Raw genomic sequence first — 25607 nt, forward strand, 5'->3', positions numbered from 1 at the left:
ACGGTGGGGCGATGTCGAACGTACCCGCCCTCGAGCTGCGCGGACTGTGGCGCAAGTTCGGGGACAAGATCGCCGTCGCCGGGATCGACCTCGTCGTGCCCGCCGGATCGTTCTACGGCCTCGTCGGCCCCAACGGCGCCGGCAAGACGACCACGCTGTCGATGGCGACCGGGCTGCTCCAGCCGGACTTCGGCACGGTGCTGGTGCACGGGCAGGACCTGTGGGCGTCGCCGGTCGAGGTCAAGGGCATGCTCGGGGTGCTGCCCGACGGGGTCCGCCTGTTCGACCGGCTCACCGGCGAGCAGCTGATCACGTATGCGGGCCTGCTCCAGGGCCTCGACAGGGAGACGGTCGCCGCGCGGGCGACCGACCTGCTCGCCGCGTTCGACCTGACCAACGATGCCAACAAGCTGGTGGTCGAGTACTCCGCGGGCATGACCAAGAAGGTCGCGCTGGCGTGCGCGCTGGTGCACGCACCGCGGCTGCTGGTGCTGGACGAGCCGTTCGAGGCCGTCGACCCCGTGTCCGCCGCCAACATCCGGGACATCCTCGCCTCCTACGTCCGCACCGGCGGCACCGTGATCGTGTCGTCGCACGTCATGGACCTCGTGCAGCGGATGTGCGACCACGTCGCCGTGATCGCCGCCGGGCACGTCCTGGCGGCCGGCACGGTCGACGAGGTGCGCGGTGACAGCAGCCTCGAGGACCGGTTCGTCGACCTGGTCGGTGGACGGGTGAGCGGGGAGGGTCTCGCGTGGTTGCGCACCTCGTCCGCCTGAAGCTGACCCTGCTGCGCAACGGTCTGCGGCGCAGCCCGTGGCAGGTGGTCGGCCTCGTCGTCGGGGCGATCTACGGCCTGGGGGCCCTGGTGCTGGTCGTCGGCTCGATGGGTGTGCTCAGCGTGCAGGAGCCCGACATCCGCGGGCTCGTCGTCGTGCTCGTCGGCTCGGTGCTCGTGCTGGGCTGGTGGGTGGTGCCGCTCGTCGCGTTCGGGATCGACTCGACCGTCGACCCGGCGCGGTTCGTCACGTTCGGCATCCCACGGCGCTCGCTCCTGACCGGGCTGGCGCTCACCGGGCTGATCGGCATCCCCGGCGTGGTGAGCGCCGGCTCGGCGCTCGCGTTGGCGGGGGTGTGGTGGCGGACCCCGGTGGCCCTCGTCGTCGGCATCGTGTGCTCGGTCATCGGGCTGGCCACCTGCGTCATCGGCGCGCGGGCGACCACCTCGGCGGCCTCCACGCTGGTGGCGAGCCGGCGGTTCCGTGAGGTGGCGGCCGCACTGGCCGTGCTCCCGTTCATCGTCGTCGGACCGATCCTCGGGAGGTTGTCCGACAGCTCGGCGATCACCGCGCGGACCCTCGAGCAGATCGCCGAGGTGCTGTCCTGGACCCCGCTCGGTGCGGCCTGGGCGGTTCCCGGCGACGTCGCCGACGGCCAGTGGGCGACGGCGGCGGCACGGTTCGGGATCGCGGTCGCGACGCTGCTCGTGGTGGTCGTCGTGTGGGACCGGGCCTTCGCACACGCTCTCGTGAACCCTGCCCACGAGAAGGTCTCCACCCGGGGTCACGGCCTCGGCTGGTTCGACCGCCTCCCCGCCACCCCGCTCGGTGCCGTCACCGCGCGCTGCCTCACCTACTGGGCGCGGGACCCCCGGTACGCCCTCGCCGTCGCGATCGTCCCGGTCCTCGCGATCGTGTTCTACGTCGTCAGCCCGGACGGCGGCCTGGTCCTGCTGATCGGCCCGATCGCGGGGTACCTGATGGGCTGGGGCATCTCGGCCGACGTCGCGTACGACGGCACCGCCTTCTGGACGCACGTGGCCGCGCCGCTGCACGGCACCACGGACCGGCTCGGCCGGGTCATCGCCGCAGGCACCATCGCGGTGCCGGCGGTCGTCGTCCTGACGATCGGCTCCGCTCTGCTGGCCGGCCAGCCGGAGGTCATCCCTGCCCTGCTCGGCCTCTCGTTCGGCGTGCTGCTCACGGCGCTCGGCGGGTCCAGCGTGCTGTCCGCGCTCGTCGTCTACCCCGTCCAGCTGCCGGGCGAGAACCCGTTCCAGACCAAGCAGGGCGCGTCGATGGCGACCGTGCTCTCCCAGTTCGCCGGCTGGCTCGCCGTGATGGCGCTGAGCCTGCCGGAGATCGTGCTGGCGGTGCTGGCCGTCCGGGGCGGGTCGGCGACGCTCGGCTGGGTCACCCTCGTCGTGGGGATCCTGCTCGGGTCGGTGCTGCTCGCGATCGGGGTGCGGATCGGCGGTCGTGCCCTGGACCGCACCGGACCGGACCTGCTGCGCAAGATCGTGGCGTTCGCCTGACGAGGGGCCCCCGTAGACTTCCCCCCTGTGGCACTCACCATCGGCATCGTCGGCCTGCCCAACGTCGGCAAGTCCACCCTCTTCAACGCGCTGACCCGCGCGCAGGTCCTCGCGGCGAACTACCCGTTCGCGACGATCGAGCCCAACGTCGGCGTCGTCCCGCTGCCCGACCCGCGGCTGGAGAAGCTCGCGGAGGTGTTCGGCTCCGAGCGGATCCTCCCGGCGACCGTGTCGTTCGTGGACATCGCCGGCATCGTCAAGGGCGCCAGCGAGGGGGAGGGCCTGGGCAACAAGTTCCTGGCCAACATCCGCGAGGCCGACGCCATCTGCCAGGTGACGCGCGTGTTCGCCGACCCGGACGTCGTGCACGTCTCGGGTGACGTGAACCCCAAGGACGACATCGAGATCATCGCCACCGAGCTGATCCTCGCCGACCTCCAGACGCTCGAGAAGGCGATCCCGCGCCTCGAGAAGGAGGTTCGCGCCAAGAAGGCGGACGCCGGTCTGCTCGCCGCGGCCCAGGAGGCGCAGGCGATCCTCGAGACCGGTCAGACCCTGTCCCAGCGCGGCAAGAAGATCGAGCACCTCGACGAGCTCCAGCTCATGACGAGCAAGCCGTTCATCTACGTCTTCAACACCGACGACGCCGGCCTGGCCGACACCGCGATGCAGGACGAGCTCCGCGCCCTGGTGGCCCCCGCCGATGCCATCTTCCTCGACGCCAAGTTCGAGTCCGAGCTGGTCGAGCTGGAGCCGGACGAGGCCCGCGAGATGCTCGCCGACAACGGTCAGGAAGAGGCCGGCCTGGACCAGCTGGCCCGCGTCGGCTTCCACACGCTCGGCCTCCAGTCGTACCTGACGGCCGGCCCCAAGGAGTCGCGCGCCTGGACCATCCACCAGGGCTGGACCGCCCCGCAGGCCGCCGGCGTGATCCACACCGACTTCCAGAAGGGCTTCATCAAGGCGGAGGTCATCTCGTTCGACGACCTCGTCGCCGCCGGGTCCGTCGCCGCCGCGCGCGCCGCCGGCAAGGCCCGGATCGAGGGCAAGGACTACGTGATGGCCGACGGCGACGTGGTGGAGTTCCGCTTCAACGTCTGACGCCGTCGGGCACGGCTGCGCGCCGAGCGGGTGAACCTTCGGACGGCTGTCCCGGTGCGCCCCGGTTCGGGTGGGTGACTTCCCTGTGCCGCCGCACCGACCCGGCCTGCCCCGTCGTGGGCGCCGTAGGCTCGCAGACATGACCCAGGCCGAGGATCTCGCCAGTGTGGAACGTCTGTACGCAACGCTCGACACGAGTGCGCTCCTGGCGCTCCTGCCGTTGATCGACACGCTCTCGGAGCGGGTACGAGAGGAGATCGAGCGCATCGGCGGGCCCGTGACGTCCATCTCGGAGGCCCAGAAGCACGCCGCCCTGTTCGAGTCCGTCACGGAGGGTCTCGCGGGCCTCGCGAACCAGTGGCCGGGCAGCGACGCCTTCCAGGAGATGCAGGCGCAGGTGGACGCCGACAAGGCCAAGCTCCAGGCCCGAGCCGAGTCGGCCCGCTCGTTCCAGGCCGAGGCCCTGGACAAGACGTTCGTGTACTCGATCAACCTGCACCAGCGCCGGCAGCTCGCGATCTTCGAGCTCGAGCGGCGCGGCGTCCTGCCGACGTGGTTCAGCGCGTAGGTCGCGGGGCGGACGACCGCCGCACCGAGGGCAGCGGAGCTCCGGCCCACGTCTGACCCCGTAGTTTGCTCGCCAGGTGCTTTCCCGTTCGGTGCGGGCTACCGTGCAGAGAGGTCGAACTCGTACCGGGCAACGAGGCCCGGTCGTGCCCTGGGGAGGCACCGATGGAAGCCTTGTATCGATCATGGGCCCGGACGCTGCGCGGCGTGGTCGTCGCGACGCTGGTCGTTCTCGGCCTCGTCGTCGCCGGCGTCGGCAGCGCGTCCGCTGCGCCGCCGGACCGGCACGGCAGAGGGGTGCCGACGAGCAAGATCTCGGTCCAGCTCTGGACGTTCGCCGAGTACATCGGCTTCGGCACCGACGGCGCCACGATCGCCCGGACGGAGGAGGTGCTCAGCCGCCTCAAGGCCATGGGGTACCGGAACGTCGAGCCGTTCACGCTGAGCGGGCTGACCGCGGAGCAGTACCGCGCCATGCTCGACACGTACCGACTCAAGGCGTCGGCGCGGCACGTCGATGTCGGGACGCCGCAGAACCCGGCCGACATCGGCCAGATCCTGCGGGACAACCGGACGCTGGGGATCACGTACTTCGGCTCCGGGTCGACCCCGATCTTCCCACCGGTCTACACCACCGAAGCCGAGTGGATCGCGTACGCGGAGTACCTCGACGGGCTCGGCGCCGTCGCCCGTCGGCACGGCCAGACGCTGATGGTGCACAACCACGACATCGAGTTCGAGACGGTGTTCGGTGGCCGGACGGTGTTCGACATCCTCATGGCGAACACGCACCCGAAGAACGTCGTGTTCCAGCTCGACCTCTACTGGGCGACCAACGGCGGGGGCATCGGGAACCCGATCGACGTCATCGAGCGGTACGGCAACCGGATCAAGCTGTTCCACGTGAAGGACATGGCAGCCGGTCCGTTCCCTGGTCGGATCGAGATCGTCGGCCAGGGCATCATCGACTTCCCGTCGATCTTCCGAGCGGCGGGTGGCAGCACGAAGTACTACGTCGTCGAGCACGACCCGCGGTTCGGCGACCCGACGTTCGACCCCTTCGAGGCGGCCCAGGAGGGCTTCGACCATCTCGACGGCATGAGGTTCTGACGGGTCGAGCAGCCCGTCTGGCAGGGTGCGGCGTCATGACCGGTGACGACTGGCGGGTCCGAGGTGCATCGGTGGAGGGACCCGCGGACCAGGACACGCCGGCTGGCGAGGTGACTGTGCCCGGCCCTGTCGTCGTGCGTCGAGCTCAGGTCGAGGACGTGACGGCGATGGCGCACGTCATCGTGCGGTCGTGGCAGGAGACCTACCGCGGGCTCATGGCCGACGACGTCCTCGACGACCCCGGGTTCGTCGCGGCCCGGGTGGGTTTCTGGACCGCGGCCCTGACCGACGAGCGCTACCGCGAGAACCGGGTCGCCGTGGCCGAGCGCGGCGGGCGGGTGATCGGTGTCGCCATGTCAGGCCCGGCCCAGGACGCCGGTGCGCACTGGCAGACCCAGCTCTACGTCCTGTACGTCTACGCGGCCGACCACGGCTCGGGTGCGGGCACCGCGCTCCTGCGCTGGGTCGTCCCCGAGACCGAGTCGGCGGTGCTGTGGGTCGCCGATCCGAACCCCCGCGCCCAGGCGTTCTACGTCAAGCACGGCTTCGTCGCGGACGGAGCGAGCACGGTCGACGAAGGCTTGCGCGCCATCCGGATGGTCCGCGCCGGGTCGCGCGACGTCACGCCCCAGGAGTGCGCGCCCGGTCCTCCGCCTCGAGCACCCGGCGGAGGCCGGTGAAGTCGCGCAGCAGGATCCGCGCCAGCACGAACGTCGGCAGGAGCGCCACCAGCCGCAGCCAGTCGGCGACGTCGCCGCCGTAGTCGGCAGAGATGCGCGTGCCCCCGGCGTCGGGCGTGAGCGCGTACTCGACGCGGGAGTTCCACGGGGACGTCGAGTGCCACACGACCCGGCGGTCGGGCTCGACGACCTCGAGGATGTCGGTGAACCGGATCCGGAACGGCCCGATGCGGTCGACCCCGGCCCACCGGTTCCCCACCTGGAGCGGACCGCTGTCCAGCGGGCGGCGGGAGTCGACCGCGGGCGCGAACTCGGGCCACCGAGCAGGATCGGCGAGGTACGGGTAGACGCGCGACGGCGGGTGATCGAGGTGGACGTCGAGCGTCACGCGTCGCCACATGCCGCGTCACACCATCGCGGGCACGGGACGGTCCGGGTAGAGCTCCCTCATCGCGTTGTCGTACCTCCGCTTCATCAGGAGGAGGTACAGGAGCCGGATCGGGGCGGGCACGTTGGCGCGGACCCAGTCCTCCCGCTCGGCCTCGGGGACGCTCGCGATCAGCAGGCCGACCTGGAGCGACAGGACGTCCTTCCCGAGCTCCTTGCGGTGCGCCATGAGGGTGGCGCGCGTGTGCTCCTCCATGAAGTCCCACTCCTGCTGGGACATCACCGCCCCGGCGACAGGGAGGATGTCGTCCTCCTCCTGCCCGAGGTGCGCCGACAGCAGGTCGCGCAGACCCTCGATGTCGGTGGCGAAGGCGTCGCGGAGCTCGGGATCTGCACTGGCGACCCAGGGCTCCAGCTGCGGTTCGATCCGCGCGAGCCGCACGGCGACCTCGGCGTGCTGCGCCCGCATCTGACCGACGTGCAGGGTGCAGCCGGGCTCGCGCGCGACCAGCCTGTCCCACAGCACCATGTCCTCGGTCTCGTGGTGCATGTGCAGGGCGAAGAAGTCGAGGTGGGCGTAGCGGCCCACGACCGCCGAGCGTGCGGTGTCGCCGGGCCCGACCTCGCGCACCAGCTGGGGGAGCTCCCGGTACAGCCAGCGGAAGATCCGGTGGACGAGGATCATCCCCGACGTGTCGCAGCCGGGGTGCTGCCCCGCGGGCACCGGCCCCGGGGGAGGCAGTCTCTTGGCCATCCCGTCCTCCACCCGAACATCGACATCGACATCGCGGCGCGAGGCGAACGTTACTCCCACGCCCCGGCGCGCCACATCACCCTCGAACGAGGCGGCATCCGGGCCACGGACCACAGGTCAGGTCACCGCCGGGGGCCATCGGTGCCTGCGCCACTCGTCCCACGTCGCGAACCCCGCGGGTGGGGCATCGAGAGGCTCGCTGCCATCGACCTCCCCCGGCGTGGGGATGCCGATCGCGGCGGCCCAGGTGGCCAGCTCCTGGTCCGACATGTGCCACGTCGTGTGCGGCTCCTCGGCGTGCCTCCGGTCGAGGCGTCGCCTCTGCTCGGCCGGCGTCAGCTCGAGGTAGCGCAGCTCCACCGCCGCGCCCCGTGCCGCTGCCGCATGGCGGAGAGCCGAACGCTCGTCCCGTGCCCACAGACCGAAGTCGAGGACGACGTCGATGCCGAGCTCCAGGCCGCGTAGGGCGATCTCGACGAGCCGGCCCTCGATCACGTCCGAGGCCTCCGGCGGGTTCGCGAGCCCGTAGAGAGCCTTCACCCACTCGTCCTTGGTGAGCCGGAGCGCGCCCCGCTCCGCCTCGATCCGCCGTGCCTCGGTCGTCTTCCCCGTGCCCGGCAGCCCCACGGTCAGGAACAGCGTCGGTCGCCCCATCACCGCGGACCCGGGGCCAGCAGGTCGGGTCCGATCTCGTCGACCGACCGCACCCCCGACAGCGCCATGGTCAGGTCGAGCTCCGCCCACAGGTGCTGCATCACGGCCCGGGCGCCGTCGGCCCCGGCGAGGGCCACGCCGTAGACCCAGGGTCGACCGACCAGGACGGCCCGGGCGCCGAGCGCGAGTGCGGTCACCACGTCGGCGCCGCTCCTGATCCCGCTGTCGAAGAGCACGGGGATGCGCCCGTCGACCACCTCCACCACGGCCGGGAGGGCGTCGAGCGACGCGATCGCACCGTCGACCTGGCGCCCGCCGTGGTTGGACACGACGATCCCGTCGACCCCGTGGTCGAGCGCGCGCGCGGCGTCGTCCAGGCGCTGGATGCCCTTCAGGACGATCGGGAGCGATGTCCGCCCACGCAGCCGGGCCAGGTCGTCCCAGGTGAGCGACGAGCGCGAGAAGACATCGAGGAACGTCTCGACCGCGGCTCGGGGCAGTGGTGAGCGGAGGTTGTCGCGCAGGCGACCGGGGTAGTGGCGGGCCATCGAGTGCAGGGCGCGGACGGCGGCCGGCGTCGGGCGAGGCGACGGCTCGTCGGCCGGGCGTGGTGCGGCGGCGCGTGCCTCGACCAGGCGGCGGAAGGCCGGGTCGCTCGTGTACTGGGCGATGCCCTCGCCGCGCGCGAACGGCAGGTACGCCAGATCGAGGTCCCGGGTGCGCCAGCCGAGCACGTGCGTGTCGAGCGTGACGACGATCGCCTCGCTCCCGATCGCCTCCGCCCGGTCCACGAAGGAGTCGACGACGTCGTCGTCCTTGCTCCAGTAGAGCTGGAACCAGCGCGGTGCGTCGCCGAGCGTGCGGGCGACGTCCTCCATCGGGACGGAGGCCTGGGACGAGATCACCATCGGCAGACCCAGCGCCCGTGCCGCCCGCGCGACCGCGTGGTCGGCATCCGGGTGCGCGAGCTCGAGCACCCCGATCGGTGCGAACAGCAGGGGAGCGGGCAGCCGTCGGCCGAACAGCGCGACCGACGTGTCCCGCTCCTCGACGTCGACGAGCATGCGGGGCACGATCCGGTGCCGGTCGAACGCGTCGAGGTTCGCCTGCGCGGTCCGCTGCCGCCCGGCGCTGCCGGCGACGTACGCCCAGGCGACCTCGGACATCCGGCGTCGCGCCGCCGCCTCGAGCGCCGCGGGCTCGACCGGCACGACGGGCCGGCGACCGTACACACCCGCGCGATAGACCCGGGACTGGACCGTGCGACCGACGGAGCTCACGTGCTGAAGTCTGGCACCGGCCCGACGACAAACAACATGACCGCCGAGGGCCGCGCACCTAGCGTCCGTCGCATGGCAGACGACGGATTCGAGGTCCCCCGCCTCGCGCAGCTGTACGACCCGCTCGAGTCGGGCCGCGGGGACCTCGACGTGTACGCCGCGATCGTCGACGAGCTCGGCGCCCGCAGCGTGCTCGACGTCGGCTGCGGCACCGGGACGTTCGCGCTGCTGCTCGCCGGGCGCGGGATCGAGGTCGTCGGCGTCGACCCGGCCGTGGCGTCGCTGGACGTCGCCCGCGCCAAGCCCGGGGCCGACGACGTCCGGTGGCTGGAGGGTGACGCCACGACGTTGCCGCCGCTGCAGGTCGACCTGGCGACGATGACCGGGAACGTCGCGCAGGTGTTCGTGACCGACCAGGACTGGGCGGCGACCCTGACGGGCGTCCGCGACGCTCTGCGCCCGGGCGGTCACCTGGTGTTCGAGACCCGCGTCCCCGAGCGCGAGGCGTGGCGGGAGTGGACCCGCGACGCCACGTACGAGTCGACCGACGTCGAGGGGGTCGGACGGGTGGAGACGTGGGTCGACGTCACCGAGGTGGTCGGCGACCTGGTGACGTTCCGCGCGTTCTACGTCTTCGCGTCCGACGGGGCGGTCCTCACGTCCGACTCCACGCTCCGGTTCCGCGGCCGCGAGACCGTCGAGCGGTCGCTGGCCGCGGCCGGCTTCACGGTGGTCGACGTCCGCGAGGCGCCTGACCGGCCCGGACGCGAGCTGGTGTTCGTCGCGAGCCGGTGACGGCGAGGCTCAGCACGGGGGTCAGGAGTGGGTGCGCCTCAAGGCCTGCGCGAACCCCGACTGCCAGTGGGTCTACTACGACGGCTCGCGCAACCGGTCCGGCCGCTGGTGCTCGATGACCGAGTGCGGCGACGTGATGAAGGCCCGCGCGTACCGGCAGCGCTCGCGTCAGTCCTGACCGACGACGAGGGCGTACATATCCACGTCCCGGCGCGCGTCGCCGACCGTCTCCCGCGACCGCAGCAGCCCCTCGCGCACGAACCCCGCGCCGGTGGCCATCCGGTCGGACTGCCGCGCGAGGAAGGCCAGGCAGGCGTCGTCGTCGCCGTGCGCAGGGACCGACGTGATCAGCGGGACGAGTGGGTCGGTGGTCGCCTCCCGGATCGTCGGCAGGTCGGCGGTCGTGAAGGCGCGGAGCCCCACGGCGTCGCCGACCAGCGTCGGCAGGATGAGCGGGGCGGTCACGCGGGTGCCAGGCGGAACACCCGCAGCTCGCGGCCGGAGCGGGCGGCGTAGGTCTCGTACGCGGGCCAGACCGCGAGGAGCGCGGGCAGCAGCCGGGCGCGCTCGTCGTCGTCGGCCAGGGTCGCGACGACCGGCGTGGTCACGCCCGCGATCGTGACTGTCGCCCGCGGGTCCGCGAGCAGGTTGCCGGACCAGGCCGGGTGGTGCTGCTGACCCCAGTTGGACCCGATGAGCACCCACCCGTCGCCGTCGGCGGCGTAGACGAGGACCGCCTCGCGGGGCTGGCCCGACCGGCGTCCCGTCGTGGTCAGGATCAGCTGCGGGATCGTCGGCCTGCCCAGGGTGCTGAACCGGCCCTGGCTCGCCTTCTGCAGGCGGCGGTCAAGCCCCGACGTGGCCCTCCCGGCGTGAGCGAACCAGCGTGAGCGACCCAGGCGACGGACGATGGCGGCGAGCGGCATGCGAGGAGTCTGGTCCACGGCGGAGCCCGCCGCCGACAGCGGCTCTGACCTCCCATAGCACGATCCGCCCCGATGCTGTCTGATGGTGTCGTCGTGGGCGTGCCGCGCGTAACGAGCCGGAAACTTTAGGTGCAATCTGGATGCGATCCCATATGCTGAGACGTACCGCTCAGTATCGATCGCGTAACAATCGGGTTGCACACTGTGATGTGTCCGGTATGTCCACTATCCGCGTGACTAACGTGTCGCCACACCCTGGCGGACCTCTGGACCGAGTGCGGGCCGGTACACCGGCTCCGGACCAGAGCCCACCACCCTTCCCGGGAGGAAAATTGAGGATCACACGCAAGGCCGCGTTCGCGGCGGTCGCCGCGACGAGCGTGCTCGCACTCGCGGCCTGCTCCAGCTCGGGCGGCGGCACCGACGACGAGACCGACGACGCCGGCATCAACACCGAGACGTCGATCAACATCGCCTGGAACCAGCCGTTCTACTCGGCCAACGGCACGAGCATCACCGGCAACGCGACGGCGAACAACGTCATCCTGTACATGCTGAACTCGGGCTTCAACTACTACGACGCCGACCTCAACCTGGTCGCCGACGAGTCGTTCGGCAGCTACGAGAAGGTCTCCGACGACCCGCTGCAGATCAAGTACACGTTCGCGGACACCGCGAAGTGGTCCGACGGAACCCCGGCCGGCCCGGCCGACCTCCTCCTGGAGTGGGCCGCGCAGAGCGGCAAGTTCAACAACGTCGAGGCCGAGACCGACCCGGAGACGGGCGAGATCACGAACCAGGACGCGCTCGACGCCGGTGTCTACTTCGACGCCTCGTCGCCCGCCGTCGCCCTCATCGAGGAGACGCCGGAGATCGACGGCAAGTCGATCACGATGACCTACACCAAGCCGTTCGCGGACTGGGAGACGGCCATCGCCGTGAACCTGCCGGCGCACGTCGTCGCGCAGCGCGCCCTGGGCATCGAGGACGCCGAGGAGGCGACCGACGCGCTCGTCGCCGCCATCGAGGGGGGCGACGTCGCGGACCTCTCGCCGATCGCCAAGTCCTGGAGCACCGACTGGAACTTCGCCTCGATGCCGTCGGACGAGGACCTTCTCGTCACCAGCGGCGCGTACAAGATCAGCGAGTTCGAGCAGGAGCAGTTCATCACCCTGACCGCGAACCCGGACTACGAGGGCGACCACAAGGCCGTCTTCAACAAGGTCACGGTCCGCTACAACGGTGACCCGATGGGCCAGGTCCAGGCGCTGCAGAACGGTGAGGTCGACCTCATCAACCCGCAGGCCACGGCCGACGTCAAGACCGCCGTCGAGGCGATCGAGGGCCTCGAGGTCGAGTCGGGCCCCGAGGGCACGTACGAGCACGTCGACCTGCAGTTCACCAACGGTGGCCCGTTCGACGCGGCGACCTACGGTGGCGACGCCGAGAAGGCCCACAAGGTCCGCGAGGCGTTCCTCAAGACGATCCCGCGTCAGCAGATCATCGACAACCTGGTCAAGCCCCTCGACGAGACCGCGGAGATCCGCAACTCGTTCACCCAGGTCCCGGGTTCGCCGATGTACGACGCCATCGCCGAGGCCAACGGCCAGGGTGCGGCGTTCGACACGACGGACATCCCCGGCGCCACGGCGCTGCTCGCCGAGGCCGGCGTCCCCGCCGTCACCGTCCGTCTGCTCTTCGACCCCGCGAACACGCGTCGTCAGAACGAGTACGAGCTCATCAAGGCGTCGGCCGCCCAGGCCGGCTTCGACGTGGTGCCGTACACGGTCCAGACGGACTGGGGCACGGACCTCTCGAACGCCACGAGCTTCTACGACGCGGCGCTCTTCGGCTGGCAGTCGACCTCGACGGCCGTCACGGAGTCTGACGCCAACTACCGCACCGGTGGTGGCAACAACTTCTACGGCTACTCCAACGCCACGGTGGACGGGCTCTTCGACGAGCTCCAGGTCGCCACGGAGCAGGCCGACCAGGAGCGCATCCTGAGCGACGTCGAGGCGGAGCTCGTCAAGGACGCGTTCGGTGTGACGATCTTCCAGTTCCCCGGCGTCACCGCCTGGAACCCGGAGAAGATCGGCAACGTCTCGAAGCTGACGATCGCGCCGACGATCTTCTACGGCTTCTGGGAGTGGACTGCGGGCGAGGCTGCGTCCGAGTGATCCACGGTTCCTCCGCCGGGCGTTGAGCCCGGCGGAGGAACCACCCGGTCACACGCGCTCCAGGGCGCCGGGAACCTCGAGTTTTCGGCGCCCTGGTGGCGTGCCTGAGGCAGTCCGACTCCGGACCACAGGCGCACGGGGGATACGATCCCCCCGACCTGCGGTGCCCGATCCCAGCGAGGTAGCCCACCCGTGCTTTCTTTCCTCATCCGCCGCCTGCTGGCGGGTCTGGCCACGCTCGTCGTGGCCCTCTTCCTCATGTTCGTGCTGGTGAACGCCGCCATCGACCCACTCTCCGACCTCCGCGAGAGCACTGCGCCGAACAAGCAGCAGCTCATGGCCGAGCGCGTCGAGATGCTGAATCTGGACACCAACGTGGTGATCCGGTTCTTCCAGTGGTTCGGGAACGTGCTCACGGGCGACTTCGGTATCGCGTGGCGTTCGATGCAGCCCGTGCGGGACCTGCTCACGCACGCGATCGGCTCGACCCTCCAGCTGGTCACCGCCGCGACCATCCTGTCGCTCGTCCTCGGCGTCTCCGTCGGGATCGTCAGCGCCCTGCGGCAGTACAGCGGGTTCGACTACGCGATCATCTTCCTGTCGTTCCTGCTCTACTCGCTGCCCTCGTTCTGGGTCGCGGTCCTGCTCAAGCAGTGGGCCGCCATCGGGTTCAACGACTTCCTGCAGGACCCCGTCATCGCCTGGTCGGTGATCCTCGGCATATCGCTTGTCGCGGGCCTGGTCTGGTCGCTCGCCGTCGGCGGACGCGCCGCGCGACGCTGGCAGGTGTTCGGGATCTCCGCCGCGGCGACGTTCGCGATGTTCGCCTATCTCCAGCTCTCCGGGTGGTGGGAGCGGCCGCAGATCGGCCCGATCCTGCTGCTGATCCTCGGCGCGGGCTCCGCGCTGGCCATCTCGGCGATCTTCGCCGGCCTGCACAACCGTCGCGCGCTCTACACCGCGCTGACGACCGTGGCCGTGGGCCTGGTCCTGTACCTGCCGATGCAGGTCGTGTTCGACTCGATCGACGTCACCAACCTGATCATCCTGGTGTTCGCCGTCGTCGCCGTCGGCGTCGGGTTCCTCATCGGCCGCCTGTACGGCGGGCCCGACTGGGGGATCTCCGCCCGGTCGGGAGCCGCGGTGGCGTTCATCATGGGCGGACTGATCTACATCGACCAGGTCATGCAGGTCTGGCCGCCGTACTTCCGCGCACTCAGTGGACGGCCGATCCCAACCTTCGGTGACCGCACCCCGAACCTGGGCGGCAACTACTGGGTCGGCGTCCTCGACGCCTTCACCCACCTGCTCCTGCCGACGGTCACGCTGGTGCTCATCGCGTTCGCCGCGTACACGCGGTACTCGCGGTCGAGCATGCTCGAGGTGATGAGCCAGGACTACATCCGCACCGCGCGGGCCAAGGGCCTCCCGGAGCGGACCGTGGTCGTGCGGCACGGCTTCCGCAACACGCTCATCCCGCTGGCGACGATCGTGCCGATCGACATCATCACGCTCATCGGCGGCGCGGTGATCACCGAGGCCGTCTTCGCGAGGCCCGGCATGGGGCAGCTGTTCGTGCGCTCCCTCGGTGACTCGGAGATCGAGCCCGTGATGGGCTACCTGCTGATCACCGCCTCGCTCGCCATCATCGCCAACATCGTCGCGGACGTCATCTACGCGTCGATCGACCCGAGAATCCGGTTGGACGCATGAGCACCTCCACGAACCCCGAGACCCCGACCGCGGGCGACAACGTCGAGAACGCGATCGAGCTGCAGGAGGTCGCCGGACTGTCCCAGGGGCAGATCGTCCGACGCCGGTTCTTTCGCCACAAGGGTGCCCTCGCCGGTCTGACCGTCCTGATCGGGACCATCCTGCTCGCTGTCACGTCGGTCGGCGTCGGGCCGGTCTCGGGCTGGTGGATGTGGACCGGGTACGAGACCGGCAACCCCATGACCAACGCGGGCGGCGCTCCGACGATGACGCTCTCGCCCCCGGCGCTGGGCGACCACCCGTTCGGCCAGGACGAGCTCGGGCGGGACATCTTCGCCCGCGTCATGCACGGCACCCAGACGTCGCTGATGGTGATGTTCGTGATCGGCATCGTCGCCACCGTGATCGGTGTGCTCATCGGCTCGGTCGCCGGGTACTACCGCGGCAAGAGGGACACGGCGCTCATGCGGTTCACCGACCTGGTGATCACCGTCCCGACCATCGTCATCGGTGCCGTCATCGGCAAGCTCTCCGGCGGCATCAGCGGGATCGTCTTCGCCGTGTCGCTCGGCCTGATCCTCTGGACCACGTTGTCGCGGCTGGTGCGCGGGGAGTTTCTGGCGCTGCGCGAGCGCGAGTTCGTCGACGCGGCCCGCGTGGCCGGCGCCAGCAGCCGCCGCATCATCTTCAAGCACATCCTGCCCAACGCGATCGGCACGATCATCGTCAGCGCCACGCTGCTGATGAGCTCCGCGATCCTGCTGGAGACCGCGCTGTCCTACCTCGGGTTCGGCATCACGGCGCCGGAGATCTCACTCGGCCAGATGATCCAGACGTACCAGCAGGCGTTCTCGACGCGGCCGTGGCTGTTCTGGTGGCCCGGGCTGTTCATCGTCGTCATCGCGCTGAGCGTCAACTTCATCGGCGACGGTCTGCGCGACGCGTTCGACCCGCGCCAGAAGCGCATCCCGTCCGAGCGCAAGATGGCGAAGGCCATGGAGGCGGACGCCTCGGCGCAGCGCGCCCTGACGACGACGCTCCCGCCCAGCTCGGGCAAGCTGGCCGGGCTGTGACCGTGCACGCGGGCGTGTGCGGCTCAGGCGGTGACCAGCACGGCCACCGCCGCGCCGACGAGCAGCACGAGCGCGGCGATCGTCGCGACGTGCCAGTGACGCTCGGGTCGGATGCCCGCAGCCTCGCGGGCCTGCTCGGCGTCGCGCAGGTAGCCCGCGTCCACCAGGGCGCGGTGACGGTCGCCGATGGCAGCCGCGACGTCCTCGGCGGTGGCGGGCAGGCGGCCGTCCTTGGTGGGCGTCGCGACGACCTCGTCGTCGTGCGAGCGGCGCATCCGTGCCGCCGTGCCGCTCGAGCGCGGTGCCGCCCACGCGGTCACGTCGCCGTCGGTGGTGTGCACGACCAGGGACCACTGCACCGTCAGGCCGAGGTAGGTGGGCCAGGGCACGTGCGTGCTCCGCAGCGGGTTGCGCACCAGGACGCCGCCGTCGCTGACGACGACCGCCGGACGCCAGAACAGCACCCACACCAGCAGCACGATCGCGCCGGTCGGCGGCAGGGCGCGGACCACCTCGCCCAGACCGTCCTGCACGGCGACCGCCACCACGGCGACCAGGCCGACCACGCCCGCGGCGATCGTGAGAACGCGGCCGTAGCCCGACGAGAACTCCAGAGTGGGACGCACATGCCCATGCTCGCAGAACCGCAGGTGGTGACCGCCCTGACCGGGCGCACCCGCCGTGCGCAGGAAGGATCCTGACCCGTGGCCATCGACATCTCCGACGCCCCGCCGCCCACCGACACCCGCACGCCCGTGCTGCAGGTGCGCGACCTCGGCGTCGACTTCTACGTGGACGGCACCTGGTACCCCGCTGCGGCCGGCATCAGCTACGACGTGCGCCCCGGCGAGGTCCTCGCGATCGTCGGCGAGTCGGGTTCCGGCAAGACGCAGTCGTCGATGGCGCTCATGGGCCTGCTGCCCCCGAACGGCCGGGCCCGCGGCTCCGCGAAGATCGGCGACCGCGAGCTGATCGGCATGCCGGCGTACAAGCTGCGCCGGATCCGCGGCAAGGAGATCGCGATGATCTTCCAGGAGCCGATGACCGCGCTGAACCCCGTGTTCACGATCGGCTTCCAGATCGTCGAGACGCTGCGCACCCACTTCGAGATGGGACCCGCGGACGCCCGCGCCCGCGCGCTCGAGCTGCTGCGCCTGGTGGAGATCCCGAACCCCGAGACCCGGATCGACGCGTACCCCCACCAGCTGTCCGGTGGCCAGCGGCAGCGCGCGATGATCGCCCAGGCGCTGGCGTGCGACCCGAAGCTGCTGATCGCCGACGAGCCGACGACGGCGCTCGACGTGACGGTGCAGGCCGAGATCCTCAAGCTCATGCGCGACCTGCGCTCGCGCATCGACTCGGGCATCGTCCTGATCACCCACGACATGGGGGTCGTGGCCGACATGGCCGACTCCATGATCGTGATGAAGGACGGCAAGGTCGTGGAGCAGGGCGTGGCGCGCGAGCTCTTCGCCGCCCCGCAGCACCCGTACACGATCAAGCTGCTCGACGCGGTGCCGCACCTCGGGCGCAGCGCCGAGGCGCTGGATGCCGAGACCTCCGGGACGACGGCGACCCCGGTCGCCGACCGGGCGCCGGTGGAGGACGACACCCGCACGGTGGTGCTCCAGGCCGAGCAGATGGTCATCGAGTACCCCGGCCGTCGTCGCACGCCCGCGTTCCGCGCGGTCGACGGCGTGGACCTCACCATCCGCGCCGGCGAGGTCGTCGGTCTGGTCGGTGAGTCCGGCTCGGGCAAGACGACGATCGGCCGCGCCGTGGTGGGGCTGCTGCCCGTGACCGGGGGCGCGCTGCGGATCGTCGGCCAGGACATGGTCGGCGCGTCGGTCAAGGACCTGAAGCCGCTGCGCACGCAGGTCGGCATCGTCTTCCAGGACCCGGGCTCGTCACTCAACCCGCGACTGCCCATCGGGGAGTCGATCGCGGAGCCGCTGCTGCTGCACCGGAGCCTGCGTGGTGCCGAGATGTCGCGGGCCGTCGAGCGGCTGCTCGACCAGGTCGAGCTGCCGCGCGCCATGCGCAACCGGTACCCGCACGAGCTGTCGGGCGGCCAGCGGCAGCGCGTCGGCATCGCCCGCTCCCTGGCGCTCGAGCCGAAGCTCCTCGTCGCCGACGAGCCGACCTCCGCCCTGGACGTCTCCGTCCAGGCGACCGTGCTCGCCCTGTTCCAGGACCTGCAGCGCGAGCACGGATTCGCGTGCCTCTTCATCAGCCACGACCTCGCCGTCGTCGAGATGCTCTCCGACCGGATCGCGGTCATGCACAACGGCAAGCTGGTCGAGGTGGGGGAGACCGCTCAGGTGGTCAACCACCCGCGCGACCCGTACACGCAGCGACTGCTCGCCGCGGTGCCGGTGCCGGACCCCGCCGCGCAGCAGGCCCGACGGGAGGCGCGCGACGCGCTCCTGGAGGCGCAGCGCGACGAGCTGGAGCGCGAGGAGCTGGTGAAGGCGCACGACGCGGGGAACATCGACGCGCACGACATCACCGACGTCGACAACGAGCGGATCACCGGCCGCGGCTTCTGACCTGCGGCGCGGGTGCTCGTGCCCGTGACGCGCCCCGGCGAGTCCGTCGCGCTTCTGCCGGTTCGGACAGATGTGTCCGGCATGGTTGATCTTCTGGTGGAAACGACCGATACCTCGGCGACGGGGTGCGTTCGGCTGCCTCGACGACGTCGGTCTGCGGGAGGTTCACGGTGTTCAAGGAGTCACTGAGCGGGGTGGCGGCGTTCGTCGCGTTGCTGACGGTCACCGGTTGCACGGCTGAGGCTCCCGCGCCCGACCGACCCGACACGGTCGTCGTGGCCGTCGCCATGCCGTTCACGTCGCTCAACGCGGGCACCGCCGACGGGCGCGCACCGGGGAGCACGCTGGTGCGCTCGCTGGTCCAGGCGGGGTTCGTCTCGCTCGACGAGGACGGCGTCGCGGTCGTCGACGAGAGCTTCGGCACGGTCGAGAAGGTCAGCGACGCGCCCTTGACCGTGAAGTACACGATCGACCCCGCGGCGACGTGGTCCGACGGCACCGCCGTGACCCCGGCCGACCTGCTCCTGGAGTGGGCGGCGCGCAGCGGTCAGCTCGACGACGTGACGCCCGAGCTCGACGCCCAGGGCGGCGTGGTCAACAACGACGAGCTGGACGCCGGCGTGGCGTTCGCGGCCGCGTCGCCCGCGCTCGTGCAGGCGCAGCAGCTCCCCACCGTGGACGGCGCGGCGCTCACCCTGACCTACGCGACCCCGGTGGCGGACTGGCAGGTGGCGCTCGACGTCAACCTCCCGGCGCACGTGGTCGGCCAGACGGCGCTCGGGGTCGAGGACCCGGCGGCGGCTGCTGCGGCGGTGTCCACGGCGATCGCGCAGGAGGACAAGGCCGCGCTGAGCTCGATCTCGAAGACCTGGCGCTCGGACTTCGACGCCGACGCGCTCGCGCAGCACGTCGACCAGGCCGTCTCGACCGGGCCCTACGCGGTCGACGTGATCGTGCCGGGGGAGCGCGTCGAGCTGGTCCGCAACGAGGAGTACGCGGGCGACGGCGTGGCGCGGTACGAGCGCGTGGTCATCCGCAGCGACCTGGACCCGCTGGCGGAGGTCGAGGCGCTGTCCGCCGGGTCGGTCGACGTGGCGACGCCGGCGGACACGACCGACGTGCTCGAGGCGCTGGCCGAGGTGGCCGGCGCGCAGGTGCGCACGGGTGGCGACAGCACGCTCCAGCTCCAGCTCCAGACCGCCGGTGCGGGCGCGTTCGATCCGGCGACCTACGGGGGAGACGCCGCGGTGGCGTCGACCGTGCGCCGCGCCTTCCTGCTCACCGTGGACAGGGACGCGATCGTCGCGGAGATCGTCGCCCCGCTGTGGCCGGACGCCGCCGTCGCGGACGCCCTGCTCCCCTCCGTCGGGCCGGACGCCGGGGTCGCGACGGACTCGGTCGACGCGGCCGACCTCGCCGAGGCCCGATCCCTGCTGGACGAGGCGGGCGTGACCGAGCCGGTGGAGGTGCGGGTGCTCACCAACACCGCCGACCCGCTCCGCGCCGCGATGCTCGCGGAGCTCACCGAGTCGGCGGCCCAGGCCGGCTTCGAGGTGGAGCCGTACACCCCGGCGGTCGGGCTGGGCCCGGACCTCGCGGACGCACCCACCGCATGGGACGCCGCCCTGGTGCCGGTGCCGCAGGCGGACCTGCCGATCGACTCGGTGGTCGCGCGGTGGGGGACCGGCGGCGCGACGAACGTCACCGGCTGGACCGACCCCGCGACGGACGCAGCGACCACCACCCTGGCGCAGACCCTCGACCCCGCGGTGGTCGACGACCAGCTCGCCGGTGTCGCGACGAGCCTGGACGCCGGCGGGGCGGTGCTCTCGCTGGTCCGGCAGCCGGTCGTCGTCGCCACCCGGGGATCTGCGGCTGCCACCGCGGGCGGCACGCCCGCCGCACCTGACGTGGAGCCGCTGGCGCTCGGCCGGGCGGACCTCACGGACTGGTGGTCCTGGGCGCGCACGGCGGGCTGACGTGCGTCCGGTCACCTTCTGACGCGGCCGGACGGGTGTACGGGTAGAATCGATCGGCGCGGCCGACGACCCGGCGCGCTCCCCACCTTCTGAGATGAGTTCCCCCATGTCTGAGCCCACGACTGCGCCGGCAGCGCACACGTCGTCTGCCGGCACGAGCGTGCGCAACGACCTGCGCAACGTCGCCATCGTCGCGCACGTCGACCACGGCAAGACGACGCTGGTCGACGCGATGCTGTGGCAGTCCGGCTCGTTCGGCAGCCACGCCCACGTGGACGAGCGCGCGATGGACTCCGGCGACCTGGAGCGCGAGAAGGGCATCACGATCCTCGCCAAGAACACGGCGATCCGGTACACGGGTCCCGCGGCGGCGGAGATCGGCGAGCCCGGCGGCATCACCATCAACGTCATCGACACCCCCGGGCACGCCGACTTCGGCGGTGAGGTCGAGCGCGGCCTGTCCATGGTCGACGGCGTCGTCCTGCTGGTCGACGCGTCCGAGGGCCCGCTCCCGCAGACGCGCTTCGTGCTCCGCAAGGCGCTCGTCGCCAAGCTCCCGGTGATCCTGGTCGTCAACAAGACCGACCGTCCCGACGCACGGATCACCGACGTCGTCCACGAGGCCACCGACCTGCTGCTGGGTCTGGCGTCCGACCTGCACGAGGACGTCCCGGACCTGGACCTCGACGCGATCCTCGACGTGCCCGTCGTGTTCGCCGCCGCCAAGGCCGGCCGCGCGTCGCTGAACCAGCCCGCCGACGGTGGCCTGCCGGACTCGGAGAACCTCGAGCCGCTGTTCAAGACCATCCTCGAGCGGATCCCCGCGCCCACCTACACCGAGGGCGCGCCGCTCCAGGCGCACGTCACCAACCTCGACGCGTCGCCGTTCCTCGGCCGTCTCGCGCTGCTGCGGGTGTTCAACGGCACGATCCGCAAGGGTCAGACCGTCGCGTGGGCCCGCTCGGACGGCACCATGCAGAACGTCAAGATCACGGAGCTGCTGGAGACCAAGGCGCTCGAGCGCGTCAGCACGGACTCCGCGGGCCCCGGCGACATCGTCGCCGTCGCCGGCATCGAGAACATCACCATCGGCGAGACGCTGACCGACCCCGACGACCCGCGGCCGCTGCCGCTGATCACGGTCGACGACCCCGCGATCTCCATGACCATCGGCATCAACACCTCGCCGCTGGCCGGCCGCGGCGGCAAGGGCCGCAAGGTCACGGCCCGCCAGGTCAAGGACCGCCTCGACAAGGAGCTCGTCGGCAACGTCTCGCTCCGCGTCCTGCCCACCGAGCGTCCGGACGCCTGGGAGGTCCAGGGCCGTGGGGAGCTCGCGCTCGCCATCCTGGTCGAGCAGATGCGTCGCGAGGGCTTCGAGCTCACGGTCGGCAAGCCCCAGGTGGTCACCAAGAAGGTCGACGGCCACGTGCACGAGCCGGTCGAGCGCATGACGATCGACGTCCCCGAGGAGTACCTCGGCGCCGTGACCCAGCTGCTCGCGCAGCGCAAGGGCCGCATGGAGACCATGTCGAACCACGGCACCGGCTGGGTCCGGATGGAGTTCCTGGTGCCGGCGCGTGGCCTCATCGGCTTCCGCACGCGGTTCCTCACGGACACCCGCGGCACCGGCATCGCGTCGTCCATCGCCGACGGCTACGAGGCGTGGGCCGGTCCGATCGACACCCGCGTCAACGGCTCGCTCGTCGCCGACCGCCCCGGTGCCGTGACGCCGTTCGCCATGATCAACCTCCAGGACCGCGGCTCGTTCTTCGTCGAGGCCACGCAGGAGGTCTACGAGGGCCAGATCGTCGGCGAGAACTCGCGCAACGAGGACATGGACGTCAACATCACCAAGGAGAAGAAGCTCACCAACATGCGCTCCGCGGCGGCGGACAACTTCGAGAACATCATCCCGCCGCGCAAGCTCACGCTGGAGGAGTCCCTGGAGTTCGCCCGCGAGGACGAGTGCGTCGAGGTGACGCCGGACATCGTGCGCATCCGCAAGGTGGTGCTCGACCAGTCCGAGCGCGCGCGCATCACGGCCCGCTCCAAGCGCTCCTGATCGCTGCATGACCCGCACGCCCGGTGGTCTGCTGGCGGTGCACGCGCACCCCGACGACGAGTCGCTGACCACCGGCGCGATGCTGGCCACGTGGGCGGCGGCGGGTCGTCCGGTCACCGTGGTGACGTGCACGCGCGGCGAGCGTGGCGAGGTCATCGGCGAGCGGCTGGCCCACCTCGAGGGGGACGGGCCGGCGCTCGCCGAGCACCGGGACCAGGAGCTGGACGCCGCCCTGGCGGCCCTCGGCGTCCGCGACCGGGTCTACCTGGACACGGTGCCCGGGTCCGCGGGCCAGCGCTTCGAGGACTCGGGCATGGCGTGGGTCGGCGCCGGTCGCGCCGGTCGTCCCGACGAGATCCCGCCCGGTGCGTTCGTCGGCGTGAGCCTCGAGGACGCCGCCGAGCTGCTCGCCCGGGTGATCCGCGCGCGTCGCCCGGACGTCGTCGTCACCTACGAGCCCGGTGGCGGCTACGGGCACCCCGACCACGTGCGCACCCACGAGGTGACCCGGCTGGCCGTCGAGCTCGCGGGCGCCCGGTCCGACGACGCCTCGCCGGGGTACGCCGTGCCCGTCGTCCTGTGGGTGGTGCAGGGGCGCGACGCTCTGCGCCGCGGCCTGCGCGCCCTCGGGCCCGCGCGCGACGACCTCGAGCTCCCCGACCCGGCCGCGGAGCTGCCGTCGGTGGCCGTGCCGGACGACGAGATCGACGTGGAGGTCGCGGTGCTCCCCGTCCGCGACCGTGTCCTGGACGCCCTGCGCTCCCACGCCACACAGGTGCAGGCGGTGCGGGCCGTCGACGGCGACGACGCCCTGGTGGCCCGCTACGCCCTGAGCAACCGCATCCTGGCGCCGGTGCTGCCGACCGAGACCTACCGGCGGGGGACGGGCGGCTCGGGTGCGCAGGTCGTCTGGCCCGTCGGCGTGCGCCCGGTAGCCTGACGCGCGTGCAACGCCTCTCCGCCGGCGCGACCGGCACGGTCGTCGCGGCCCTCCTGCTCGGTGCCGTCGTCGGCACCCTGGGCACCGTGATGCACCGCAGCATCGAGCCCTGGGGTGTCGTCGTGTGCCTCGCGCTGGCCTTCGTCGCCGCCGTGACCGCGCGCGCCTGGGCCGGCCTCGTCGCGCTCGCCGGCTACGCGGTGGGCCTCGTCGTGTCCGTCCAGGTCCTGTCCCAGAGCGGTCCCGGCGGGGACGTCCTGGTGCCTGACGACCAAGGGATCGGCTGGGTGTGGGTGCTGGGGTCGATCGTCGTCACCATCGTGGCGGGCGTCCTGCCGGGCAGGCTCTTCGACGACCGGCCACGAGCCCCGCGGCCGCACCCGGTCTCGGCCGACGCCGACGGGCCGGACGCGGCACCGTGAGCGAGGCGGTGGGACCCGACGAGTTCCGCGCGGCGGTCGGGCGGCTGCCCGCCGGCGTCGCCGTCATCACCCTGCGGTGGCGCGGCACGCTGCACGCGATGACCGCCAGCGCGATCACCTCGGTCTCGCTCGATCCGCCGATGCTCCTGTTCTGCGTCCACACCGACGCCCGGTTCCGGGACGCGCTCGACGACGTGGACACCTGGTCGGTGAGCGTCCTGGCGGACGACCAGGGGCACACCGCCGACTGGCTCGCCTCCCCGGGCCGCCCGGCGATCGACCAGCTGGCGCGTGTCCCGCACCGGCCGGCGCCCGTCTCGGACGCCGTGTGGGTCGACGGGGCGGCGGCGTGGTTCGACTGCCGTACCGAGTCGGTGCACCGTGCCGGCGACCACGACGTCGTCGTCGGATCCGTGCTTGCCGCGGAGCAGGGGTCGGCCGACGCCGGCGGGCTGGTGCACCTGCGCGGACGGCTGCGCCCGGTCCGCTGAGGGTCCGTCCCGGAGGTGTGCGAGGTCCACGGCGCGCAGCCGGGTGAGAACGCCGTCGCAGGTCGCGGCGCGGACGTGCGGCTCAGGCCGGGCACGTAGACTCCGCGCGGACGCGTTGTGCGCGTGTGGAGCAGCAGGGGAGCAGGATGAGCAACGGCACCGACCGCGACGAGCCCGGACAGCGCAGCGAGGACGGGCCGCAGACGCCTGCCCCGACCGGTGCGAGCCGTCCGTCGTCCGATCCGGTCTGGCCCGTGTGGGGCGGTGCGGGTGCGCCGACGCCCGTCGCCGAGCCGAGCAGCCCTGCCGACGAGAGCGAGCCCGCCGCGGACGACGCGGTCGCCGAGAGCGCGGCCACCGCGGACGACGCGGTCACCGGGAGCGCGGCCACCGACGAGACCGCGAGGGACGAGCCGACGGCTGACGGGGTCGCGGCCGACGAGGCCGCGGGTGACGAGTCCGCCGCGGACGCGAGCGCGGCCGATGACACCGCTGGTGACGAGTCCGCCGCTGACGAGGTTGCCGTGGATCTGCCGGTCGCCGACGATGTGGTCGACGACGACGCCGGCGGCGACGAGTCGGCGTCCGACGAGGTGGCCGCCGACGAGGCCAGTGGCGACGGGACGGCGTCCGACGAGGTCGTCGCGGACCCGCCGGTCGAGGACGAGGTGGCCATCGACGAGGCCGCCGGTGATCCGCCGGTCGCCGACGATGCCGCGGTCGACGTCGCCGAGCCCACCGAGCCGATCGCCGACGACGCGGGAGTCGATGGCGAGCCCGACGGCGCTGAGTCCGTCGCCGAGCCGATCGCCGACGATCGGGCAGTAGGAGACGAGACCGACGGTGGCGTGCTCGCCGCCGAGGCGGTCGCCGACGCACCCGCGGCCGACGCGCCTGAGGGCGGCGACGATGTCGGCCAGCCCGACGCCGACTCGGACGAGACCATCGACGCGCCGGACGCGGGTGCCGACGAGGCCGAGGTGGACCCCGGGGTCGCCGACATCGACGTGCCGGCTGCCGTCGAGAGCTCCTCCACCGATCCCGAGGACGCGGACGCGTCCGCGGCCGTCGGGTCGGACGAGCGCGCGAGCACCGTGGACGAGCCGGCCGGCACCGGCTCCAGCGCGGTCGACCCGACCGTGGTCGCGCCTGTCGACGGTGGCGGCGGCGACGCTCCCGACGCCACGCAGGACGGTGCCGACGACGAGGCGCCGGCCAGCCAGACCGCGGACGTCTCCGGAGACACCGACGAGCGTGTGCCCGAGGCGGACGCCGTCGACGGGACGAACGAGCCGCTCGGCGCGACTGCCGACGTCCCCGAGCAGGATGCTGCGGACTCTGACGCGCCCGAGGCCGAGGTCGAGCCCGAGGTCGGGGTCGAGCCCGAGCCCGAGCCCGAGCCTGAGGCCGGCGACGGGGACGACACCGACGTCGAGGTGGCGTCCGGTGCCGAGGTCACGCCCGGCGACCGTCCTGCTGACGCGGCCACGGAGGACGCGCGCCCGGAAGCGGTCGCGACGACGGCTGGACCGGCCGCCGCTGCGCCGAGCACGCCCGGCTCACCGACCGCCGGGCGCGACGACGCGACCGCGGTCATCGCGCCGGTCGCCGCCGCCGCGAGCACGCC

General features: G+C 71.9%; 25 protein-coding genes. 18 read left to right on the forward strand and 7 right to left on the reverse strand.

Features of this window, described 5'->3' with window-relative positions:
• Window positions 1-11 precede the first annotated feature (11 nt).
• The 6 genes from HP550_RS07450 (at window position 12) to HP550_RS07475 (ending at window position 5772) form a co-directional block, all read left to right on the forward strand.
• Window positions 12-779, forward strand: coding sequence for an ABC transporter ATP-binding protein (locus HP550_RS07450; RefSeq protein WP_175346959.1), 768 nt, complete (start codon window positions 12-14; stop codon window positions 777-779).
• Entirely contained in the window at window positions 755-2314 is a 1560-nt protein-coding gene (locus tag HP550_RS07455) for a hypothetical protein (RefSeq protein ID WP_175346960.1), read from the forward strand. Before HP550_RS07450 ends, HP550_RS07455 begins: the two co-directional genes overlap by 25 nt.
• Before the next feature lie 27 nt (window positions 2315-2341).
• Window positions 2342-3415: a redox-regulated ATPase YchF gene (ychF, locus tag HP550_RS07460; RefSeq protein WP_175346961.1), complete on the forward strand. Its 1074-nt coding sequence runs from the start codon at window positions 2342-2344 to the stop codon at window positions 3413-3415.
• A gap of 139 nt (window positions 3416-3554) precedes the next feature.
• Entirely contained in the window at window positions 3555-3983 is a 429-nt protein-coding gene (locus tag HP550_RS07465) for a hypothetical protein (protein WP_175346962.1), read from the forward strand.
• Between the two features lie 164 nt (window positions 3984-4147).
• A complete protein-coding gene (locus HP550_RS07470; RefSeq protein ID WP_175346963.1) occupies window positions 4148-5092 on the forward strand; it encodes a sugar phosphate isomerase/epimerase family protein in 945 nt (314 codons plus the stop codon).
• A 71-nt stretch (window positions 5093-5163) separates the two neighbouring features.
• On the forward strand, window positions 5164-5772 hold the full coding sequence (locus HP550_RS07475) for a GNAT family N-acetyltransferase (protein WP_343048037.1): 609 nt from the start codon (window positions 5164-5166) through the stop codon (window positions 5770-5772).
• On the opposite strand, the gene HP550_RS07480 is transcribed toward HP550_RS07475, so the two are convergent.
• From HP550_RS07480 to HP550_RS07495, 4 genes are all read right to left on the reverse strand, one after another.
• Window positions 5714-6160, reverse strand: a complete 447-nt coding sequence (locus HP550_RS07480) for an SRPBCC family protein (protein WP_175346964.1) — start codon at window positions 6158-6160, stop codon at window positions 5714-5716. The genes HP550_RS07475 and HP550_RS07480 overlap by 59 nt on opposite strands.
• An 18-nt stretch (window positions 6161-6178) precedes the next feature.
• Window positions 6179-6913 carry a hemerythrin domain-containing protein gene (locus HP550_RS07485; protein WP_175346965.1) on the reverse strand — a complete coding sequence of 245 codons (735 nt, stop codon included), beginning with the start codon at window positions 6911-6913 and terminating at the stop codon, window positions 6179-6181.
• 117 nt (window positions 6914-7030) lie between these two features.
• The gene (locus tag HP550_RS07490; protein WP_175346966.1) at window positions 7031-7567 is read right to left on the reverse strand and encodes a P-loop nucleotide/nucleoside kinase family protein; all 537 of its coding nucleotides are present in this window, start codon (window positions 7565-7567) and stop codon (window positions 7031-7033) included.
• Window positions 7567-8847, reverse strand: a complete 1281-nt coding sequence (locus tag HP550_RS07495) for an alpha-hydroxy-acid oxidizing protein (RefSeq protein ID WP_175346967.1) — start codon at window positions 8845-8847, stop codon at window positions 7567-7569. Before HP550_RS07495 ends, HP550_RS07490 begins: the two co-directional genes overlap by 1 nt.
• Before the next feature lie 72 nt (window positions 8848-8919).
• Between HP550_RS07495 and HP550_RS07500 the strand changes: the two genes are divergently transcribed.
• On the forward strand, window positions 8920-9642 hold the full coding sequence (locus tag HP550_RS07500) for a class I SAM-dependent methyltransferase (RefSeq protein ID WP_175346968.1): 723 nt from the start codon (window positions 8920-8922) through the stop codon (window positions 9640-9642).
• Between the two features lie 31 nt (window positions 9643-9673).
• Window positions 9674-9820: a CGNR zinc finger domain-containing protein gene (locus tag HP550_RS07505; protein WP_210767789.1), complete on the forward strand. Its 147-nt coding sequence runs from the start codon at window positions 9674-9676 to the stop codon at window positions 9818-9820.
• On the opposite strand, the gene HP550_RS07510 is transcribed toward HP550_RS07505, so the two are convergent.
• The gene (locus tag HP550_RS07510) at window positions 9811-10107 is read right to left on the reverse strand and encodes a hypothetical protein (protein WP_175346969.1); all 297 of its coding nucleotides are present in this window, start codon (window positions 10105-10107) and stop codon (window positions 9811-9813) included. The two genes, HP550_RS07505 and HP550_RS07510, sit on opposite strands and share 10 nt — an antisense overlap.
• The gene (locus tag HP550_RS07515) at window positions 10104-10568 is read right to left on the reverse strand and encodes a nitroreductase family deazaflavin-dependent oxidoreductase (protein ID WP_175346970.1); all 465 of its coding nucleotides are present in this window, start codon (window positions 10566-10568) and stop codon (window positions 10104-10106) included. Before HP550_RS07515 ends, HP550_RS07510 begins: the two co-directional genes overlap by 4 nt.
• Before the next feature lie 332 nt (window positions 10569-10900).
• Here HP550_RS07515 and HP550_RS07520 point away from each other — a divergent pair, with 332 nt between their 5' ends.
• The 3 genes from HP550_RS07520 to HP550_RS07530 all read left to right on the forward strand — a co-directional run bounded on the left by HP550_RS07520 (window position 10901) and on the right by HP550_RS07530 (window position 15534).
• Window positions 10901-12748: an ABC transporter family substrate-binding protein gene (locus tag HP550_RS07520; RefSeq protein WP_175346971.1), complete on the forward strand. Its 1848-nt coding sequence runs from the start codon at window positions 10901-10903 to the stop codon at window positions 12746-12748.
• A gap of 192 nt (window positions 12749-12940) precedes the next feature.
• Window positions 12941-14461: an ABC transporter permease subunit gene (locus HP550_RS07525; RefSeq protein ID WP_175346972.1), complete on the forward strand. Its 1521-nt coding sequence runs from the start codon at window positions 12941-12943 to the stop codon at window positions 14459-14461.
• Complete coding sequence (locus HP550_RS07530) at window positions 14458-15534, forward strand: ABC transporter permease (RefSeq protein ID WP_175346973.1); 1077 nt, start codon at window positions 14458-14460, stop codon at window positions 15532-15534. Before HP550_RS07525 ends, HP550_RS07530 begins: the two co-directional genes overlap by 4 nt.
• A gap of 23 nt (window positions 15535-15557) precedes the next feature.
• Here HP550_RS07530 and HP550_RS22210 read toward each other — a convergent pair whose 3' ends face one another.
• On the reverse strand, window positions 15558-16160 hold the full coding sequence (locus HP550_RS22210; protein ID WP_175346974.1) for a PH domain-containing protein: 603 nt from the start codon (window positions 16158-16160) through the stop codon (window positions 15558-15560).
• Window positions 16161-16238: 78 nt separating this feature from the next.
• Between HP550_RS22210 and HP550_RS07540 the strand changes: the two genes are divergently transcribed.
• The 7 genes from HP550_RS07540 to HP550_RS07570 form a co-directional block, all read left to right on the forward strand.
• A complete protein-coding gene (locus HP550_RS07540) occupies window positions 16239-18083 on the forward strand; it encodes an ABC transporter ATP-binding protein (RefSeq protein WP_343048038.1) in 1845 nt (614 codons plus the stop codon).
• Window positions 18084-18253: 170 nt separating this feature from the next.
• Complete coding sequence (locus HP550_RS07545) at window positions 18254-20062, forward strand: ABC transporter substrate-binding protein (protein WP_175346975.1); 1809 nt, start codon at window positions 18254-18256, stop codon at window positions 20060-20062.
• 106 nt (window positions 20063-20168) lie between these two features.
• A complete protein-coding gene (gene typA / locus HP550_RS07550; RefSeq protein WP_175346976.1) occupies window positions 20169-22127 on the forward strand; it encodes a translational GTPase TypA in 1959 nt (652 codons plus the stop codon).
• 7 nt (window positions 22128-22134) lie between these two features.
• Window positions 22135-23067, forward strand: coding sequence for an N-acetyl-1-D-myo-inositol-2-amino-2-deoxy-alpha-D-glucopyranoside deacetylase (gene mshB / locus HP550_RS07555; protein WP_175346977.1), 933 nt, complete (start codon window positions 22135-22137; stop codon window positions 23065-23067).
• Between the two features lie 5 nt (window positions 23068-23072).
• Window positions 23073-23489, forward strand: coding sequence for a hypothetical protein (locus HP550_RS07560; RefSeq protein ID WP_175346978.1), 417 nt, complete (start codon window positions 23073-23075; stop codon window positions 23487-23489).
• Window positions 23486-23980, forward strand: a complete 495-nt coding sequence (locus HP550_RS07565; RefSeq protein ID WP_175346979.1) for a flavin reductase — start codon at window positions 23486-23488, stop codon at window positions 23978-23980. Before HP550_RS07560 ends, HP550_RS07565 begins: the two co-directional genes overlap by 4 nt.
• Before the next feature lie 146 nt (window positions 23981-24126).
• Window positions 24127-25607, forward strand: a 1481-nt coding sequence (locus tag HP550_RS07570; RefSeq protein WP_210767790.1) for a midas domain-containing protein, incomplete at its 3' end; no start/stop codon positions are given.

Source organism: Cellulomonas humilata (assembly GCF_013359775.1).
GTDB lineage: Bacteria > Actinomycetota > Actinomycetes > Actinomycetales > Cellulomonadaceae > Cellulomonas > Cellulomonas humilata.

What these genes read in the sequence shown, in the direction of transcription:
- mshB (WP_175346977.1), top strand. Translation starts at nt 22,135, where the DNA reads ATGACCCGCACGCCCGGTGGTCTGCTGGCGGTGCACGCGCACCCCGAC.
- HP550_RS07485 (WP_175346965.1), bottom strand. Translation starts at nt 6,913, where the DNA reads ATGGCCAAGAGACTGCCTCCCCCGGGGCCGGTGCCCGCGGGGCAGCAC.
- HP550_RS07450 (WP_175346959.1), top strand. Translation starts at nt 12, where the DNA reads ATGTCGAACGTACCCGCCCTCGAGCTGCGCGGACTGTGGCGCAAGTTC.
- HP550_RS07530 (WP_175346973.1), top strand. Translation starts at nt 14,458, where the DNA reads ATGAGCACCTCCACGAACCCCGAGACCCCGACCGCGGGCGACAACGTC.
- HP550_RS07500 (WP_175346968.1), top strand. Translation starts at nt 8,920, where the DNA reads ATGGCAGACGACGGATTCGAGGTCCCCCGCCTCGCGCAGCTGTACGAC.
- HP550_RS07465 (WP_175346962.1), top strand. Translation starts at nt 3,555, where the DNA reads ATGACCCAGGCCGAGGATCTCGCCAGTGTGGAACGTCTGTACGCAACG.
- HP550_RS07490 (WP_175346966.1), bottom strand. Translation starts at nt 7,567, where the DNA reads ATGGGGCGACCGACGCTGTTCCTGACCGTGGGGCTGCCGGGCACGGGG.
- typA (WP_175346976.1), top strand. Translation starts at nt 20,169, where the DNA reads ATGTCTGAGCCCACGACTGCGCCGGCAGCGCACACGTCGTCTGCCGGC.
- HP550_RS07515 (WP_175346970.1), bottom strand. Translation starts at nt 10,568, where the DNA reads ATGCCGCTCGCCGCCATCGTCCGTCGCCTGGGTCGCTCACGCTGGTTC.
- HP550_RS07470 (WP_175346963.1), top strand. Translation starts at nt 4,148, where the DNA reads ATGGAAGCCTTGTATCGATCATGGGCCCGGACGCTGCGCGGCGTGGTC.